Origin of the sequence: Rudaea sp. (genome assembly GCF_036383415.1) — a bacterium.
Classification (GTDB): domain Bacteria; phylum Pseudomonadota; class Gammaproteobacteria; order Xanthomonadales; family Rhodanobacteraceae; genus Rudaea.
The window spans coordinates 1-17,223 of the sequence record NZ_DASVOK010000393.1 but is presented as its reverse complement, the minus strand read 5'-3'; the positions used below and the strand labels follow the sequence as shown (position 1 = coordinate 17,223).

The 17,223-nt window shown below is 64.2% G+C and carries 13 protein-coding genes; 8 read left to right on the top strand and 5 right to left on the bottom strand.

Annotation, left to right across the window (positions count from 1 at the left end; all coding sequences use genetic code 11):
- A partial coding sequence (locus tag VF497_RS14515; RefSeq protein ID WP_330889947.1) for a hypothetical protein occupies positions 1–274 on the top strand: 274 nt, incomplete at its 5' end.
- A 148-nt stretch (positions 275–422) separates the two neighbouring features.
- Here VF497_RS14515 and VF497_RS14510 read toward each other — a convergent pair.
- The gene (locus VF497_RS14510) at positions 423–3,239 is read right to left on the bottom strand and encodes a TonB-dependent receptor (protein ID WP_330889945.1); all 2,817 of its coding nucleotides are present in this window, start codon (positions 3,237–3,239) and stop codon (positions 423–425) included.
- 254 nt (positions 3,240–3,493) lie between these two features.
- On the opposite strand from VF497_RS14510, the gene VF497_RS14505 reads away from it, so the two are divergent.
- Entirely contained in the window at positions 3,494–5,962 is a 2,469-nt protein-coding gene (locus VF497_RS14505) for a TIM-barrel domain-containing protein (RefSeq protein ID WP_330889943.1), read from the top strand.
- A gap of 8 nt (positions 5,963–5,970) precedes the next feature.
- Here the strand turns inward: VF497_RS14505 and VF497_RS14500 are convergent, their stop codons facing one another.
- Genes VF497_RS14500 through VF497_RS14490 form a run of 3 tightly spaced genes read right to left on the bottom strand, consistent with a single transcriptional unit; the run spans position 5,971 to position 11,318 of the window.
- Positions 5,971–7,434 (bottom strand): MFS transporter, encoded by a 1,464-nt coding sequence (locus VF497_RS14500; protein WP_330889941.1) that lies wholly within the window; start codon positions 7,432–7,434, stop codon positions 5,971–5,973.
- Between the two features lie 26 nt (positions 7,435–7,460).
- Positions 7,461–9,674, bottom strand: coding sequence for an MGH1-like glycoside hydrolase domain-containing protein (locus tag VF497_RS14495; RefSeq protein WP_330889939.1), 2,214 nt, complete (start codon positions 9,672–9,674; stop codon positions 7,461–7,463).
- A 15-nt stretch (positions 9,675–9,689) separates the two neighbouring features.
- Entirely contained in the window at positions 9,690–11,318 is a 1,629-nt protein-coding gene (locus VF497_RS14490; protein ID WP_330889937.1) for an alpha-glucosidase family protein, read from the bottom strand.
- 299 nt (positions 11,319–11,617) lie between these two features.
- On the opposite strand from VF497_RS14490, the gene VF497_RS14485 reads away from it, so the two are divergent.
- The 6 genes from VF497_RS14485 (at position 11,618) to VF497_RS14460 (ending at position 16,683) form a co-directional block, all read left to right on the top strand.
- Positions 11,618–12,121 carry a DUF2244 domain-containing protein gene (locus VF497_RS14485; RefSeq protein WP_330889935.1) on the top strand — a complete coding sequence of 168 codons (504 nt, stop codon included), beginning with the start codon at positions 11,618–11,620 and terminating at the stop codon, positions 12,119–12,121.
- A 19-nt stretch (positions 12,122–12,140) separates the two neighbouring features.
- Positions 12,141–13,064: a cytochrome c oxidase subunit II gene (gene coxB / locus VF497_RS14480; protein ID WP_330889949.1), complete on the top strand. Its 924-nt coding sequence runs from the start codon at positions 12,141–12,143 to the stop codon at positions 13,062–13,064.
- A gap of 91 nt (positions 13,065–13,155) precedes the next feature.
- Positions 13,156–14,781, top strand: coding sequence for a cytochrome c oxidase subunit I (gene ctaD / locus VF497_RS14475; protein ID WP_330889933.1), 1,626 nt, complete (start codon positions 13,156–13,158; stop codon positions 14,779–14,781).
- Between the two features lie 201 nt (positions 14,782–14,982).
- Positions 14,983–15,120, top strand: a complete 138-nt coding sequence (locus VF497_RS14470) for a hypothetical protein (protein WP_330889931.1) — start codon at positions 14,983–14,985, stop codon at positions 15,118–15,120.
- A complete protein-coding gene (locus VF497_RS14465) occupies positions 15,117–15,707 on the top strand; it encodes a cytochrome c oxidase assembly protein (protein WP_330889929.1) in 591 nt (196 codons plus the stop codon). The genes VF497_RS14470 and VF497_RS14465 overlap by 4 nt, the downstream gene beginning before the upstream one ends.
- A gap of 97 nt (positions 15,708–15,804) precedes the next feature.
- On the top strand, positions 15,805–16,683 hold the full coding sequence (locus VF497_RS14460) for a cytochrome c oxidase subunit 3 (protein WP_330889927.1): 879 nt from the start codon (positions 15,805–15,807) through the stop codon (positions 16,681–16,683).
- A gap of 150 nt (positions 16,684–16,833) precedes the next feature.
- Here the strand turns inward: VF497_RS14460 and VF497_RS14455 are convergent, their stop codons facing one another.
- Positions 16,834–17,043: a twin transmembrane helix small protein gene (locus tag VF497_RS14455; protein ID WP_330889925.1), complete on the bottom strand. Its 210-nt coding sequence runs from the start codon at positions 17,041–17,043 to the stop codon at positions 16,834–16,836.
- Positions 17,044–17,223: the final 180 nt, after the last annotated feature.

Here is a 17,223-nt window from a genome sequence, read left to right as displayed (position 1 = left end):
GGACGCGTCCACGAGCAGCTTCGTCCTCAAGACCGGCGCGCTGGCGGCGATTCTGTCGATCGGGGTCGGCGTCCTCCTCGGCCGGCCGGCAGGCATCGAGCTCGGACGCTTGCAGCAGACATTCGTGCCGGGCGCGGCACCGGATCAGGACACGCTGCGTCGCATCGACACGCTGCGCCGGCGCCAGGTGCTCGGCGCGCGCCTCGCCGCGGGCCTGCTCGGCGTCGCCGTGCTCGCCATGGCGACATTCCGCTACGCGACCGCCGTAGTCTGAGTCGGCCGGCGCAGGATTTGAGTTTCGGCTGTGCCGTGACCGCACACGCCATGCCCGCGCACAACCCTCGCCCCACGGACGCAAGGCAAAAAAAACCCGCCGGGGCCGGCCCGGCGGGTGGTTGGAGGGCGCGTCAGGGGATACGCCTTTAGAACTTGTAGTTGACGCCGAGCAGGACGCGGCGGCCGTAGATCGTGTATTGACGCGGTTCTCCGGGGCCGTACGATTCGCGGTAGGGCTCGTTGAACAGGTTCTGCACCTGGAGCAGAAAGTTGAGTCCTTCGTACTTGCCGGTCGGAATCGTGTAGCCGAGCTGGAAGTCCGCCACCGTCTCCTTGTCGATCGGATGCAGCTCGAGGTCGGCGCCGAACGCCTGCACTTCGCCGAGGTAGGACGAGCGGTGCGTCGCCGCCATGCGCACGGAGAAACCGGCCTTCTCGTAGTAGATCGTCGCCTGCGAGACATACTTGGACAGGCCGGGGAACGGACCGCAGCTGCCCGGACCGCCGGGGCAGATGCTGCTGTGCGTATTGGCGTAGCTTGCCAGTACGCCGAAACCGTCCAGCGGCTCCCAGAGCACGTCGAGCGGCATCGACGCGGTCAGTTCGTAACCGCGCATGTAGCCACCCGTGCCGTTCTGCGGCACCGTGGCGATGCCCTGGTACGAGCCCGGCACGATGCCGTTGAACGAACTGGTCGGCAAGCCGGTGTAGTCGAACAGGACATTCTGATTGTAGACGTAGGTCTTGAGCGACTTGAAGAAGTAGGTCGCCGAAACATAGGCCTTGGTCTCCCAGTATTTTTCATACGAGAGGTCGTAGGCGTCGGCGAGGAACGGCTTCAGCTTCGGATTGCCGCCGCTGCCTTCGATGCGGCAATGCGGATGGACTATCCCGTCGGACCCGGTGCAGGGAAACACGTTGACGGTACCGCTCGCCTGCGTATTGATGCCGTAGTCGAAATTCGCGCGCATGTAATCCATGCGCGGACGCGCCATTTCGCGACCGGCACCGAAGCGCAGGTAGTTCTCCTGCGGCAGCGTGAGCACGAGGTTCAGGCTCGGCAGGAAATTGCTGTAGCTCGTTCCGGCGTGCACGGGGTTGGCGACGACCGAACCGGAGGCTTCGGTCGTGGCAACCGCATCCGCGTTCTGGTTGACGTGCACGTACTGCGCGCCGACGTTGCCGCGCAGCGGCAGACCCGCCACCTCGGTATCGATGTCGAACTTGAGGTAGGCGGTGCCGACCTTTTCGTTGACCGTCCAGTCCTTGTTGTAGATGTCCTTGTGGGTGAACTGCTGCAGCGAGTAGGTCTGATGGTAGGCGCAGTCCGGATCCCAGCTGACGATGCTCGGGAAGCCGACGTAGCCGAGGTAGGTCGACGAGGTGAGGCAGCTCGCCGGCACGCTGACGGCGACACCCGTGTGGCCCTGCGAACTGCCGGGCAGGTCCATGAAGTATTCGTCGGAATGACGGGTCTTCGTGCGCTCGTTGTAGTTGATGCCGGCCGAGACCTTGCTGATCGGGCTGTTGATGTCGCGGCTCAAATCGACGCGCGCGGCCTTCAGCTCGTCACTGGTCTTCGGGAACTTGAGGTAGCCGTCCTGGCCCCAGCCGCCCGAGTCGGTCAGCTTGATCAGATTCGGATCGGCGTAGTTCAGGCCGACGCCGAAGTGCGGCAGGCCCGTGCTCGGGTCGATGCTGAAATTCCAGGTGTCTGTCGCTCCGCCGTTCTTCGGCGTGCCGGCATATTCTTCCATCAGCGATTGCGAGCTGTTGGCCTTGCTGTAGCTGAGGTCGGCGGAAGCTTCCCAGCCGTCGCCGAAGCGCAGCTTGTTGTTCCAGCCGATCGAGCGGATCTTGTCGTCGTGGTGATCGACTTCCTCGCGCAGGACCGGCTTGACGTTGGCCCAGGTGCCGGCGACCAGCTGGCCGTTCGAAACGACCGGGTTCGTCAGCACGGTGCCGCTGCCCCAGGGCAGACCGGCTTCGAAGCCGCCGTAGACGAGCTTCTGGTTGAACTTCGAGTAATACAGGTCGAGCGTGCTCGTGTACTGGTCGTTCGGACGCCATTCGAGCGTGGTCATCAGCGCATCGCGCGTGCCCTCGGTCGAGTCGGCATAGACCTTGGTGCCGCCGAGCGCCTGCGCCGTGTCGCCGCTGGTCATGCCGGGCGTGCCCGCGGGCACGGTGACACCGGTATAACCCCAGGCTTCCCAGCGCGTGTCCTGGGTCGGCGACTGCAGACGCGCATAACCGATGGCGAGGCCGAGCGTGTGATCGAGGTACTGGTCGATGTACGAGGCGTTGACGCGATAACCCTTCGAATCGGTATTCGCATTCACGCTGCTGTTCGACAGCGCTTCACCGCGCGCACCGACCTGGACCACCTGCTTGTTGTAGTCAAGCGGGCGCACCGACTGCATCGCGATCGTGCCGGCGATGCCCTGGCCGACCAGCGAGGCTTCCGGCGTCTTGTAGACGACCACGCCGCTGAGCAGTTCGGACGGATACTGGTCGAACTCGATCGCGCGGTTGTCGCCGGTCGAGACCTGTTCGCGGCCGTTGAGCAGGGTGCCGGAGAAGTCGCCGGCGAAGCCGCGCAGGCTCACCGTCGAGGCACGACCGGCAACGCGCTGCGCGGCGAGGCCGGGCAGGCGCGCGAGCGATTCGGCGATCGAGTTGTCCGGCAGTTTGCCGATGTCTTCGGCCGAGATGGCCTCGACGATCTCGTTCGAGTTCTGCTTGATCGAAATCGCGCGCTCGATCGCGGCGCGCACGCCGGTGACCGTGACCGTGCCGAGTTCGGCGGCCTGGTCCTCTTTCTTCTTCGCCGCGTCGTCCGTGCCCGGCGTGGCGGTTGCCTGCTGGTCCGGAGCGGGGGCATCCGCCGCACGTGCGGAATGCATGCCGCTGACCAGAACCGATGCGACGGCGAGCGTCAGCAGATTGCGCTTGAATGTCATGTGTCCTCCCCGGAGTTGTCGAGATGGTCGCGGTAGCATCCGCGCCGTCGTTTCTGTCGATTTTCTTGATCCGCATGAACGCCAGATGCCGGATCGTATTTACGTTCGCTTAACCTCGGCTAGCCTAGTCGCGCCGCCGCGGGCTTACAATTTTTCGCATACGTATTCATTGTGTTTGCGCATTCGTATGCGGCAGATTTCGCCGGGCGGCTGGGCCATCATCGCGGCACGAAAAACGTCGGGGAGGACGGACGATGCGCATGAAGAAGTGGATGGCAGGCTTGGCCCTGCTGTCGCCGTTGGCGAGCCTGCCGGCACAGGCGGCATGGCAAGGCGTCGGCGCGGCGACGCAGGCGAAGCGATCGGGAGACGAAGTGTCGTTCGCCACGGCGGGCGGAGCGCAGGTGGTCGTGAGCTTCGTAACGGCGGACGTGGTGCGCGTGCGCATGGGCGCCGATGGCAAGCTCGGTCGCGACTTTTCCTACGCGCGCGTCGACACCGCATCGGTGCCGGCAAAATTCGAGTTCGACGACAACGCCGAGCGCAGCGAATTGCGCGCCGCGGCAAGCGGCGCACGCGTCGTCGTGCAGAAACGGCCGATGCTGTCGATCACGGTCTACGACGCGCAAGGTCGTGTGGTCGTTGCCGACGATCCGGCGCGGCCGATGGCCTTCGACGCCGCGACCGGCGCGGTCGAGGCGTCCAAGCAGCGCGGCGCCTATGAACTGTACTACGGTTTCGGCGAGCAGGGCCTGCCGATGATCTCGCGCGAAGGGCAGTTCCTGGTCAACTGGAACACCGATTCGTACAAGTACCCGGTCGGCACCAATCCGCTCTACCAGACGATCCCGTTCTTCATTGCGTTGCGCGACGGCCTCGCCTATGGCTTGTTCTTCGACAACACGTATCGCAGCCATTTCGACATGGGCAAGAGCGATCCGCGCCGTTACGCGTTCGGTGCCGACGGTGGCGAACTGAATTACTACGTGTTCACCGGCGGCGCGGAACGCTCGCCGGCCAACGTGCTGCGCGACTACACCGCGCTGACGGGCCGCACCGCGCTGCCACCGCTGTGGGCGCTCGGCTACCAGCAGTCGCGTTATTCGTACATTTCGCAGGCCAAGGTCGAGGAGATCGCGCGCACGTTCCGTGAGAAGAAGATTCCGGCCGATGTGATCCATCTCGACATCGACCACATGGACGGCTATCGCGTCTTCACCTGGAATCCGCAGACGTTTCCCGAGCCGAAAAAGATGCTCGACGTGCTGCATCGCGACGGCTTCCACGTCGTCACGATCGTCGATCCGGGTGTGAAACTCGACGAGAACTACGCGATCTATCGCAGCGGCCGCGATGCGGGCATCTACGTGCGCGACGCGGCCGGCAAGGAGCTGCACGAGAAGGTCTGGCCCGGCATCTGCGCGTTTCCCGATTTCACCGACGCGAAGGCGCGCGCCTGGTGGGGTGATCTATACAAGAAACCGCTGGGCGAAGGCGTCGACGGCTTCTGGAACGACATGGACGAGCCGGCCGTATTCTCCGCCGACGATTTCAGGGAACCGGCCTTGGCGCAGGGACCACAGAAGACTTTTGCGCTCGATGTGCGCCACGCCGGCGACGGCGATCCGGGCGCGCATGCGCGCTACCACAACGTGTTCGGCATGCAGATGGTGCGCGCCACGTTCGAGGGCTTGCGCAAGCTCGCGCCGAACAAGCGCCCGCTGACGATCACGCGCGCGGGCTATGCGGGCGTGCAGCGCTATTCGGCGGTATGGAGCGGCGACAACGACGCGAGCTGGGATCATCTCGCGCTGACGATCCCACTGCTGACGAATCTGTCGATCTCGGGCGTGGCCTTCGTCGGCGCCGACGTCGGCGGTTTCGCCGCGACCACGACGCCGGAACTGTACACGCGCTGGATGCAGGCCGCCGCGCTGACCCCTTTCTACCGCACGCATTCGGCTACCGATACCGACCAGCGCGAGCCGTGGACCTACGGCGGCGAGTACGAGCGCATCAACAAGGCGTCGATCGAACTGCGCTATCGACTGCTGCCGTACCTCTACACCTTGTTCGCGCAGAACGAGAAGACCGGCTTGCCGCCATTGCGCCCACTCGCCTTCGACTATCCACAGGACGTCGATGCGCTGCTCATCAATGACGAATATCTCGTTGGCCAGGACCTGCTCGTCGCGCCGGTCGTGGTGCAGAACCAGCGCGCGCGCAGCGTCTACTTCCCGAAAGGTGATGCGTGGATCGACTGGTGGAGCGGCGCGCACTACGAAGGCGGCAAGACGGTCAAGGTCGATGCGCCGCTCGAGCGCCTGCCGCTGTTCGTGCGCGCCGGCGCCGTCGTGCCGATGCAGCCGGTGATCCAGAGCACGCGTGAAATGAAGGATGCGCCGCTGACGATCGCGGTCGCCGTGGGCGCCGCCGGAGCCGGCGAAATCCATCAGGATGCGGGCGACGGCTACGCCTATCGCAAGGGTGCATCGCGCACGATCAAGGTCGCCGTGGGCGCGGACAAGGTGAAGCTGGAGATTCCGGGGTCGATGGCTTACCAGCGTGTCGCCGCGATCGAACTGCTCGGCCTCGATGCGGCGCCGGCGAAGGTCGAGATCGACGGGAGGGCGGCGCGCGACGTTGCTTTCGATGCCGCAGCCAAACGTCTGCGCATTCCGTTGCCGAACGAGCGCGTCAAGGAAATTTCGTTCGTGCGCTAGATCGCATCCTATGCCGGCTCTTTCACGCGCAACGTACACAGGCCGGCGACGATCAGGCTTGCGCCGCCGATCGCGAACGCGCCGATCGGCGCGCCGGCGAAAAAGGTCTTGAGCAGGAAGCCGAGCAGGCTCGCCGCGCAAAGCTGCGGGATGACGATGAAGAAATTGAAGATGCCCATGTACACGCCCATCTTCTTCGCCGGCACGCTGTCCGAAAGCAGCGCGTAGGGAATGGCCAGGATCGAGGCCCAGGCGAAGCCGATGCCGACCATCGAGGCGAGCAGCCAGCGCGGGTCGCGGATGACGAGGAACGAGAGCAGGCCGATGCCGCCGAGGACGAGGTTGACCAGGTGCGCGACGCGCAGGCCGAAGCGCTGCGCCATTGGCGGAATCAGGATCGCGGCGATCGCGGCGAAGCCGTTGTAGGCGGCGAACAGCACGCCGACCCAGTTCGCGCCCTCGTTGTATGCGGCGCTCGCGGCGTCGTGCGTGGCGTAGTGCACCGAGGTGACCGCGCTCGTTGCGAAAAGCCACATCGAGAACAGGGCGAACCAGGAGAAGAACTGGACCACGGCGAGCTGGCGCATCGTCGTCGGCATCGCGCGCAGGTCGGCGAGCACGTCGACGAGGAAACCGCCGCGCAAGGCGCTCGCGGCAAGCTGGATCAAGCCGTAGGCGGCGGCCATGCCGGCGATCAGATAAAGCTGCTTGTCGATGCCGGAGTACCACACCAAAGTCGCGGCGATCGTACCAACCAGCGTCCAGATCAACCCGGACGCGGCCGAGCGTGCAGCGTCGGGCGGTGGTGGGCCGTCGATCGATGTTGCATCGGAAAATGCATGCAGCGCCTCGGGCGGGTACTCGCGCGTCGACAGAACCGTCCACGCGATCGCGCCGAACAGCACGGCTGCGCCGGCGTAGAACGAATATTTGACCGTATCGGGCACGACCCCTGCCGCGGCCGTGTTGGCGATGCCGAAATGGGCGAACACGTAGGGCAGCACGCTGGCGACGATCGAGCCCGCGCCGATGAAGAAGCTCTGCATCGCGTAGCCCGCCGGCCGCTGCGGCGTCGGCAACTGATCGCCGACGAAGGCGCGGAACGGCTCCATCGAGACGTTGATCGAGGCGTCGAGGATCCAGAGCAGGCCGGCGGCGACCCACAGTGTCGGCGAGTTCGGCATCGCCAGCAGCGCAAGCGTGGCGAGGATCGCGCCGACGAGAAAATACGGCCGGCGCCGACCGAGCCGCGTCCAGGTGCGATCGGACAGATAGCCGACGATGGGCTGCACGATGAGGCCGGTCAGCGGTGCGGCGATCCACAACACCGGAATGTCGTCCACGCTCGCGCCGAGCGTCTGGAAGATGCGGCTGACGTTCGAATTCTGCAGGGCGAAGCCGAACTGGATGCCGAGGAATCCGAAACACATGTTCCAGATTTGCCAGAAGCTCAGGGCGGGCTTGGTGCGCATTCTCTTGCTCGTCGTTTCCGGGTGCGTTACTTCAACGGCACGATGCGCAACTCGCCGTAGTCGGCCTCGTTGAGCGGGCCGCTTTCGCCGCCCTGTTCGCCGGTGTAGAGCTTGTTGCGCGACAGGAAGCTCATGTTGAAGCCTTGTCCGAGGCTAAAAGTACACTTTTTCCCGGCCTTCGCCTCGAACGCGGCGGCGGTGGAAAAGTCCTTCGCGACGCTGTGCGGCATGACGATCGGCGCGCTCTGCTTCGCCGCACCTTCGCAATCGATCGCGAGCATCTTCACCGCGGCGGTGACGCCGGTGTTGATCGGGCCATGTTTGTTCTCGTAGCCGAGGCGCAACTGGTAGCGGCCGTCGTGCTTCGCCGTCCACGCGCGCGGCCAGGCGCCGCCGACGTCATCGAATTGGCCGAGACGGACGATGGGACCGGGCAGCGATTCGAGCAGCGTCGACGGATCGACGCGCGTCGTCCACAGGCTTTGCAGCGCCGTGGTGTCGGCGATCTCGATGCTCTTCAATGCCTGTTCGCCGCCGGGCTTCCAGGTTTGTGCGAGCTTGTTGTCGAGCCAGAAGCGCACGGGTGCGTGGCTGCCGTCGACGATCTTCGGCGCCGTGGGAATGATTTCCGGCGTATCGGGCGCGAATTCCGGCGCACTCAGCTTCAGCGATGAAGAAGCGACTTTCGTGCCGCGCAGGATCACGCGGATATTTTTACCGTCGCGCTTCGTCCCACCGGCGACAAGCAAGTTGTCTTCCTTGTCGAGTTGCACCGGCTTGGCCAGCGTGATTTCACGGCCGGGCAGATGCAGGCGAATGTCGCCGCGCTCGCCGAACAGCATGGTCACGAGTTCGACCGGAATCTTCGGCTCGACCTTGTCGCCGTCGACGCCGAATACTCCTTGCACGATCGCATCGAGCATCGCCGCAACCGACCAGAGCTGGCGCGGCGAGTTGACGACCGGGCCGCTCCACTTGCCGTCCTCGACGTGCACGGCGCCGCTGACCAGTTCGTAGTTCTCGTAGTTCGATCCCGACAGCGCCGCGCCCTGCAGGATCGAGCGCAGTTCGTGCGCGATGCGGTTCGCGTCGTCGAGCTTGCGCGCAGCGTGCAGCGCATAGGCGCTGACGAACGGCCAGATCGCGCGGTTGTGATAGATCGCCGCGTCGCGATGCTCGGGCCAGATCACGGGGCTGCCTGCCGGCCAGGTCGGATAGTTGGCCAGCGCCTTGCGCGCGCGCTCGGGCGCGGGAATGTCGGCGAGGATTGCGAGTGCCGTGCCCAGCAGGTCGTAGGCTTCGATCGTCTGCGGGCCATCGGCCGCGCCGATATAGCTCATGTAGAGGCCGCGATCCTCGCGCCAGAAATGCGTGTCGATCGCAGCGCGCAGCGCGGCGGCTTCGCCCTGGTATTGCCCGGCAGTCGCGGAATCGTTGCGCGATTTGGCCATCTTTACCGCCAAACGCAAGGCTTCGTAGTGCAGCACGTTGGTCGACAACGCGAACGACTCGGCGATGAAGCGCACGTTCTTTTCGGTCCAGACCGGATAGGTCTGCTCGCGCCAGTCGAGGAACGAGGTCTCGCCGCGGTAGAGGCCGGATTGCGCGTCGAACGCGTACTGCCTGTCCTGCGCGAGCGTGTCCTTCAGCGCCTTGTACGTCTCGTCGGCGAAGGCCTTGTCGTCGAGCAGGCCGCGTGCGCCGAGAAACCAGACGACGCGATCGGTCGAGATCGGCCAGCTGCCGCCCGAACCCGTGTCCTGCACGACGTAGAGGCCCTGCGGCGCAGACGGCTCGCGCACGTCGGAGAGCTTGAACTCGAGCGTGCGCCGCGCGCGCGCCGGATCGAGCCAGCCAAGCGCGAGGTCGATCGAATACGCCGAATCGCGCGTCCATACGAACGGCCACTTCACGCCGGTGACGAAGCAGTCGCAGGGAATCGGCTTGCCGTGGTTGTAGGCGCCGTCGGTGAGTTGCTTGGTGCGCGCCTCGGCGGCTTCGGCTTGAGCGAGCGCGAACAGTGCGTCGACGATGGAGCTCGCCGTTTCGCTGCGCAGCGGTTGCGTGGCGATCGTGCGCGCATGGCCGTTCGAGTCGAGGCGATAGCCGTTCTTTTCCGTCTTGGCGGTTGCGCTGCGATCGGCGAATTTGAGCGACGTTTGCCAGTCCGGATCGGCCGCGACGACGGTGGATGCCGCGCAGGCCAAGGCCACGACGAGCAAGGTGCGAGCGAAGTTCATGGCAGCGCGTCTCGACTAAAGCGTAGAGACGCGAGCATAGACCACGGCGTGAGCGGGCAACACCAGATGGGCGGCCTCGATGCGTCCATTGCTCGGGCCGGGACAAGCTATCTGTTCGAGTCGCAGGCCGCGCGGAGCAGGTGCGGCGACCTCGATCGCGCCGAGATTGAGCGCGACGAGCAAGGTTTCCTTGGCGTGCGTGCGCGTGAACATCAGTACGGGCTCGTCCGCATCGAGGAAGCGGATGTCGCCGAGCACGAGTGCTGCATGTACCTTGCGCCAGCGCAGGAATTGGCGGAACGCGTTGAGCGGCGAGGCGGCGTCGGCTTCCTGCCGGGTGACCGCGAGCGCGCGATGCGCGGCGGGAATCGGCAGCCAGGATTTGTCCGCGCTGGTGAATCCCGCGCCGTTGCCGTTGTCCCGCCACGGCATCGGCGTGCGGCAGCCGTCGCGGCCCTTGAAGTTGGGCCAGAAGGCGATGCCGTAGGGATCCTGTAGCGCCTCGAACGGCACGTCGGCCTCGGGCAGGCCGAGTTCCTCGCCTTGGTAGACGCAGACCGAGCCGCGCAGCGAGGCGACCAGGGCGACGAGCAATTTGACGAAATCGGACGAGGGCGTCGCGCCGCCCCAGCGGCTCGTCGCGCGCACGACGTCGTGATTGGACACGGCCCAACACGGCCAGCCCTCGTCGACCTTGGCTTCGAGCGTCTCGACCGTGCGCCGGATGTAGCCGGCCGAGAAATCCTCGACCAGCAGTTCGAAGCTGTAGCCCATGTGCAGGCGGCCGGCGCGCGTGTATTCGGCCGTGGTTGCGAGCGAGTCCTCCGACGAGATCTCGCCGAGCGTCGCCGTGCCCGGATATTCGTCGGTCAGCCGGCGCAGGTCTTCCATGAAGCCGAGGTTTTCCGGTCGCGTGTTGTTGTAGTAGTGATACTGAAACGCGTAGGGATTGTCGGGCGAGAAGCCGCGGCCGACACGTTTTTCCGCTGGCTTGGCCGGGTTGTCGCGCAGTTGCGCGTCGTGGAAGCAGAAGTTGATCGCATCGAGGCGGAATGCGTCGACGCCCTTGTCGAGCCAGAAGCGCAGGTTGTCCAGCGTGGCCTTGCGCACTTCCGGATTGTGGAAATTCAGGTCGGGTTGCGCGGCGAGGAAGTTGTGCAGGTAGTACTGACCGCGGCGCGGCTCCCAGCGCCAGGCGACGCCACCGAACAGGCTCATCCAGTTGTTCGGCGGCGTGCCGTCGTCGCGCGCGTCGGCCCAGACGTACCAGTCGGCCTTCGCGTTGCTGCGGTCTTCGCGGCTTTCGCGGAACCAGGCGTGCGCGTTCGAGGTGTGACTGAGCACCTGGTCGATCATCACCTTGAGGCCGAGCGCATGCGCCTTGGCGAGCAGGCGGTCGAAGTCGGCCATCGTGCCGAACAGCGGGTCGACCTCGCGATAGTCGGCGATGTCGTAGCCGAAATCGGCCATCGGCGACAAAAAGAACGGACTGATCCAGATCGCGTCGACGCCGAGGCTGGCGACGTAGTCGAGCTTTTCGATGATGCCGGGCAGGTCGCCGACGCCGTTGCCGTCGGTATCGAGAAAACTGCGCGGATAGATTTGATAGATGACGGCGCCGCGCCACCAGGCTGGATCGGACATGAAAATTCGGCTCCCCGCGGCGGTTTGCGCGTCACGCGCGTTCCACCTTGTCGTTGCGCGGAAGCTTAGCGCGCGCGGCAAGCGAGCGAAGGAAACTGCATACGTATTCGGTGCGATCCGCGCGATTTGCCGCGGTAACGGCTCGCTCACGGGAGGTGGCAAGGGTGGGGCAAAATGCCACAGAGGTGGCGCGGACACAGCTGCAGCGGCACTGTCATGACGCGCCGAAACCGTATTTTCTCTTGCCCGGTTTCGGCGCGCTCACTATCATTTATGGGCTGTAATGGCTCGAGCGCATCATGGGCGAGACGCTGCAAGCGACGAAGTCGACCTTGCCGGCGAGGCTGTTGGTCCTGCCGCACCGTTCAATGACGCGCGCGGGCCTATGGCTGTTTCTCGCGCTGCAAGGCATGGCGATGGCTGCCTTTGCCGGGCTCGCCGCCTGGCGCGGCAATGTGTTCGCGCCGTATTTCGCGGTGCTGGATTGGTGTGTGGTGGCGTATGTCCTGAGCCGCGTCTGGCGCCGAAGCGCCGCGGGCGAGGTGATTACGCTGAGTGCATCGGGGCTGGAAGTGAAGCGCATGGACGGCTCCGCGCCGCCGCTGCGGTTCAATCCATGCTGGGTGCGGGTGGAGTTGTTGCCGGGCCGCCATTTCGGATGGGCGAGCCGGCTGGTGTTGCGCTCGCACGGACGCGAGGTGGAAGTCGGCAAGTTCTTGAACGAAGCCGAACGCGCCGGGCTGGCGCGGCAATTGAATGAAATGCTCGTGGATGCAAGGCGTCAGCCACGGGCGGACTACTAAAATTCCTGGGATGTTTACGATGCGAAATTTCGGCAAGTGGGGATTGGGCACCGTGCTGATGGCGGGCTGTTCGTGGGCCTTTGCTGCGGCCGAACGCGCACCGTGGCAGCTCAACATGCATCCGGGCGTGACCCAGACCTCGCACGAGGCCTATCAGCTGCACATGCTCTCGCTGTGGGTCTGCGTGATCATCGGCCTGATCGTGTTCGGCGCGATGTTCATCGCGATGTTCAAGTTCCGCAAGTCGAAGGGTGCCGTTGCGGCGACGTGGAGCCACAACACCGTTGCCGAGACGATCTGGACGATCGTGCCGATCCTGATCCTCGTCATCATGGCCTATCCGGCGACCAAGGTCCTGATCAGCGAAGCCTATACCAACGAATCGCAGATGACGGTGAAAGTCACCGGCTACCAGTGGAAGTGGGGCTACGACTACATCAACTGGGGCGACAAGCCCTACCACGTGCGCTTCGTCTCCAAGCTCGCCGGCGACAGCGACCGCACGCGCCAGCTGCGCTCCGGCCTCGATCCGAACAGCGTGAAGAATGCGCAGGGCGAGAACACCTACCTGCTCGACGTCGACAAGCCGCTCGTGCTGCCGACCAACACCAAGGTCCGCTTCGTCATCACCGGCGACGACGTGATCCATTCCTGGTGGGTGCCGGCGCTCGGCTGGAAATCCGACGCGATCCCCGGAATCATCAACGACACGTGGACCAACATCTCCGAGCCCGGCATCTATCGCGGCCAGTGCGCCGAGCTGTGCGGCCAGGACCACGGCTTCATGCCGATCGTGGTGAAGGCCGTGCCGCCGGAGGAGTTCAAGGCGTGGCTTGACCAGCAGGAAGCTGCGCAAGCGGCACCTTCAAATGCCACGCCCGCTACGCCCGCCGCTGCGCCGGTCGCGCAACAGACTTCCTCCGCTGCGCCGTCGAACGGTTAAGCTTTATTGAAAAGTGCGGTCAGGATGACCGCTTTTTGATCCTCGCGATCAGGGACGAGCGCATACAAGCAGTATTCAAGAGACAAACGCCATGGCCAACACCGCCGCGCACGCAGACGACCACGCCCACGACGATCACGACCACAAGCCCGAGGGCTTTCTCGATCGCTGGCTGTTCACGACCAATCACAAGGACATCGGTACGCTGTACCTGGTCTTCGCCTTCACCATGGCCTGTATCGGCGCGGCGATGTCGGTGGTGATTCGCGCCGAGCTGGCCGCACCCGGTCTGCAGCATGTGCAGCCGTACTTCTTCAACCAGATGACGACGCTGCATGCGCTCGTGATGATCTTCGGCGCGGTCATGCCGGCCTTCGTCGGCCTCGCCAACTGGATGATTCCGCTGCAGATCGGCGCGCCCGACATGGCGCTGCCGCGCATGAACAACTGGTCGTTCTGGATCATGCCGTTCGCCTTCCTCATGCTGCTCGGCACGCTGTTCATGCCGGGCGGTGGTCCGGCCGGCGGCTGGACGATGTATCCGCCACTCGCGCTGCAGGGCGGCGCCTCGGTCGCGTTCATGGTGTTCGCCGTGCACATGATGGGTATCTCCTCGATCATGGGCGCGATCAACATCATCGCGACGATCCTCAACCTGCGCGCGCCGGGCGTCGACCTGCTCAAGATGCCGCTGTTCACCTGGACCTGGCTGATCACGGCGTTCCTGCTGATCGCGGTCATGCCCGTGCTCGCGGGCGCGGTGACGATGCTGCTCACCGACAAGTTCTTCGGCACGAGCTTCTTCAATGCGGCCGGCGGCGGCGACCCGGTGATGTTCCAGCACATCTTCTGGTTCTTCGGTCACCCCGAGGTCTACATCATGATCCTGCCGGCGTTCGGCATCGTGTCGGAGATCATCCCGACCTTCGCGCGCAAGCCGCTGTTCGGCTACCAGGCGATGGTCTACGCGGTGGCCTCGATCGCGTTCCTCTCGTTCATCGTCTGGGCGCATCACATGTTCACTGTCGGCATGCCGCTCGGCGGCGAACTGTTCTTCATGTACTCGACGATGCTGATCGCGATCCCGACCGGCGTGAAGGTGTTCAACTGGGTGTCGACGATGTGGAAGGGCTCGATGACGTTCGAGACGCCGATGCTGTGGGCGATCGGCTTCGTCATCCTGTTCACGATCGGCGGCTTCTCCGGCCTCATGCTCGCGATCGTGCCGGCCGACTTCCAGTACCACGACACCTACTTCGTCGTCGCGCATTTCCACTACGTGCTCGTGACCGGCGCGATCTTCTCGATCATCGCCGCGATCTACTATTGGTGGCCGAAGTGGACCGGCCGCATGGTCAACGAGACCTGGGGCAAGTTCCATTTCTGGTGGACGATGGTGTTCGTGAATCTCACCTTCTTCCCGCAGCACTTCCTCGGCCTCGCCGGCATGCCGCGCCGCATCCCCGACTACAACGTTGCGTTCGCCGACTGGAACCTGGTCTCGTCGATCGGCGCCTTCGGCATGTTCCTGACGCCGTTCATGATGATCGCCATCTTCTGGATGTCGAAGAAATCGGGGGCGATCGCGCCGCAGCGTCCGTGGGAAGGTGCGCATGGTCTGGAATGGGAAGTGCCCTCGCCGGCACCGCACCATACCTACACCACGCCGCCGGTGATCAAGCCGGGCATGCTCGCGCACGGTGATGTGACGCACTGATTTTTTGCTCGTCATCCTAGCGCAAGCTGGGATCCGACGGAAAGGCCGTCGGCGTAAGCCGACATTCGATTTAATCTCTTGCCTCGATTCGCATTGGAGCAGGAGCGGAAAGATAAATTGAATGCCGGCTTGTGGCCGGCATAACGAAAATGTCGGATTCCAGCTTTCGCTGGGATGACGAAAAGAACAATGTTGGAAGCCATGCAGCAAGTACCCGCCAACGATCTCGACCGCCGCCGCGCCGCCGCGCGCCGCACGGCGTGGATTGTCGCGGGCGTGGCCCTGGCGGTGTTCGTGCTGTTCTTCGTGCAGACCTTCCTGAGCGCACACCACCCATGAGCGCGACGCCCGGTCAAAAGAAGAACTGGCGCGTGGTCAAGATCGCCGTGATCGTCTGCGTCGCCTCGTTCCTGTTCGGCTTCCGCGTGATGCCACCGATCTACCGCATCGCCTGCGAGCACATCTTCGGCATCAAGTACGAGAACAAGGTCGCCGACGGCGCCAAGGTCGCGGCGTTCAAGGAAGACGATGCGCGTCTCGTCGAGGTGCAGTTCGTCGGCAACGTCAACAGCGCGTTGAAGTGGAAATTCGCGCCGGAAGTGTTCAACGTCAAGGTGCATCCGGGCGTGCTCACTGAAGCCTGGTTCGATGCGAGCAACCTCGCGCCCGACGCGATCGTCGGCAACGCCGTGCCGAGCATCGCGCCGAATCGCGCCTCGCTGTACTTCAACAAGACCGAATGTTTCTGCTTCACCGAGCAGACCCTGCAGGCCGGCGAATCGCGGCGCATGCCCGTGCGCTTCATCGTCGATCCGAAGCTGCCGGCCGACATCAAGCAGCTGACGCTGTCGTATACTTTTTACAACAACGAAATCGCCACCAAGCGTTTGGCCTCCCAGGCCGCCGCGGCGGCGCCGAACAGCTAGTGCGATCATCCGTGATCGCGAAGATCAAAAAGCAGCCATCCATGGCTGCACTTTTCAACTAAAATCCGCCATCAACAAGACGTAATTGGAATTCCCCATGTCAGACGCCGCCCACGCAGATCCCAACGTCTATTACGTCCCACACGGCACGAAGTGGCCGATCGTCGGCTCGTTCGGCCTGCTGTTCACGCTCGGCGGCGCCGCGTTCTGGCTGAACGAGCACCCCGCCGGCAAGGTGACGATGCTGCTCGGCATCGCGATCATCCTGTTCATGGTGTTCGGCTGGTTCGGCACGGTCATCCGCGAGTCGGTCGCCGGCACCTACAACAAGCAGGTCGACACCTCGTTCCGCATGGGCATGATGTGGTTCATCTTCTCCGAGGTGATGTTCTTCGCCGCGTTCTTCGGCGCGCTGTTCTACGCGCGCGCGCTGTCGGTGCCGTGGATCGGCGGCGAGGGCGACGGTGCCCTGACCAACTTCTTCCTGTGGAAGGGCTATGCGCCGGCGTGGCCGACCAATGGCCCGGCCGTGATCGGCGGCGCCTTCGAGACGATTCCTGCCTGGGGCGTGCCGCTGCTCAACACGCTGATCCTGCTCTCTTCGGGCGTGACGATCACGATCGCGCATCACGCGCTGCGTGCGGGCAAGCGCACCCAGCTCATGATCTTCCTCGGCTTGACGATCCTGCTCGGCGCGACCTTCCTCTGGTATCAGGCGCACGAGTACATCGAGGCCTACAAGGAACTCAATCTGACCCTGGGCAGCGGCGTGTACGGCTCGACCTTCTTCATGCTGACCGGTTTCCACGGCCTGCACGTGACGCTCGGCACGATCATGCTGATCGTGATCTGGCTGCGCTGCGCGCGCGGCCATTTCGACCGCGACCACCACTTCGGTTTCGAAGCCGTGGCCTGGTACTGGCACTTCGTCGACGTGGTGTGGCTCGGTTTGTTCCTGTTCGTCTACGTGCTGTAAAAATCTGCTGCGCTCGGCAGCTTGCGTGCCGGCTGTGCTCGGAATGCTCACGTACTAGAAGTACGCTTCGCTTCCTGCGCGCAGGCGACCCGCAACCTGCCTTCGCTCGCGACGATTTTTACCTTCCAAGTGGCGTCTGCAGCAAAGAGGTCAGTGGCCGATATCGTGCGGCTGGATGATCCCGAGCCAGATGCCGAGGATCACGAGCAGGATCAGCAGCACCGACAGGCCGATGCGCCGGGTCAGCGCCTTGACCACGCGATCGCTGCCGCTCTTGTCGGTCATCATGTAGTACAGCCCCGAGCCGAGGTTGTAGACGATGACGGCGAGGAACGCGACGATGATGATCTTGGTCCACATGGCGATAGGCGCGGTCGCATCGTAACAATGATGAAACAGTATAGCGCCGCCATGATGAAGCCATGCGCGCCATGACTGCGCGGCGCTGGCAGCGGCCGTCGTGGTTCGCCGTCGTGTTGACGCTCGCCGGCATCGCGCTGTTCGTGCGACTCGGCCTCTGGCAACTCGACCGCGCGAACG

Coding starts and splice junctions, on each gene's coding strand:
- VF497_RS14455 (WP_330889925.1), bottom strand. CDS start 17,043: ATGTGGACCAAGATCATCATCGTCGCGTTCCTCGCCGTCATCGTCTAC.
- VF497_RS14485 (WP_330889935.1), top strand. CDS start 11,618: ATGGGCGAGACGCTGCAAGCGACGAAGTCGACCTTGCCGGCGAGGCTG.
- VF497_RS14505 (WP_330889943.1), top strand. CDS start 3,494: ATGCGCATGAAGAAGTGGATGGCAGGCTTGGCCCTGCTGTCGCCGTTG.
- VF497_RS14500 (WP_330889941.1), bottom strand. CDS start 7,434: ATGCGCACCAAGCCCGCCCTGAGCTTCTGGCAAATCTGGAACATGTGT.
- VF497_RS14470 (WP_330889931.1), top strand. CDS start 14,983: ATGCAGCAAGTACCCGCCAACGATCTCGACCGCCGCCGCGCCGCCGCG.
- ctaD (WP_330889933.1), top strand. CDS start 13,156: ATGGCCAACACCGCCGCGCACGCAGACGACCACGCCCACGACGATCAC.
- VF497_RS14495 (WP_330889939.1), bottom strand. CDS start 9,674: ATGAACTTCGCTCGCACCTTGCTCGTCGTGGCCTTGGCCTGCGCGGCA.
- VF497_RS14510 (WP_330889945.1), bottom strand. CDS start 3,239: ATGACATTCAAGCGCAATCTGCTGACGCTCGCCGTCGCATCGGTTCTG.
- VF497_RS14465 (WP_330889929.1), top strand. CDS start 15,117: ATGAGCGCGACGCCCGGTCAAAAGAAGAACTGGCGCGTGGTCAAGATC.
- coxB (WP_330889949.1), top strand. CDS start 12,141: ATGCGAAATTTCGGCAAGTGGGGATTGGGCACCGTGCTGATGGCGGGC.
- VF497_RS14460 (WP_330889927.1), top strand. CDS start 15,805: ATGTCAGACGCCGCCCACGCAGATCCCAACGTCTATTACGTCCCACAC.
- VF497_RS14490 (WP_330889937.1), bottom strand. CDS start 11,318: ATGTCCGATCCAGCCTGGTGGCGCGGCGCCGTCATCTATCAAATCTAT.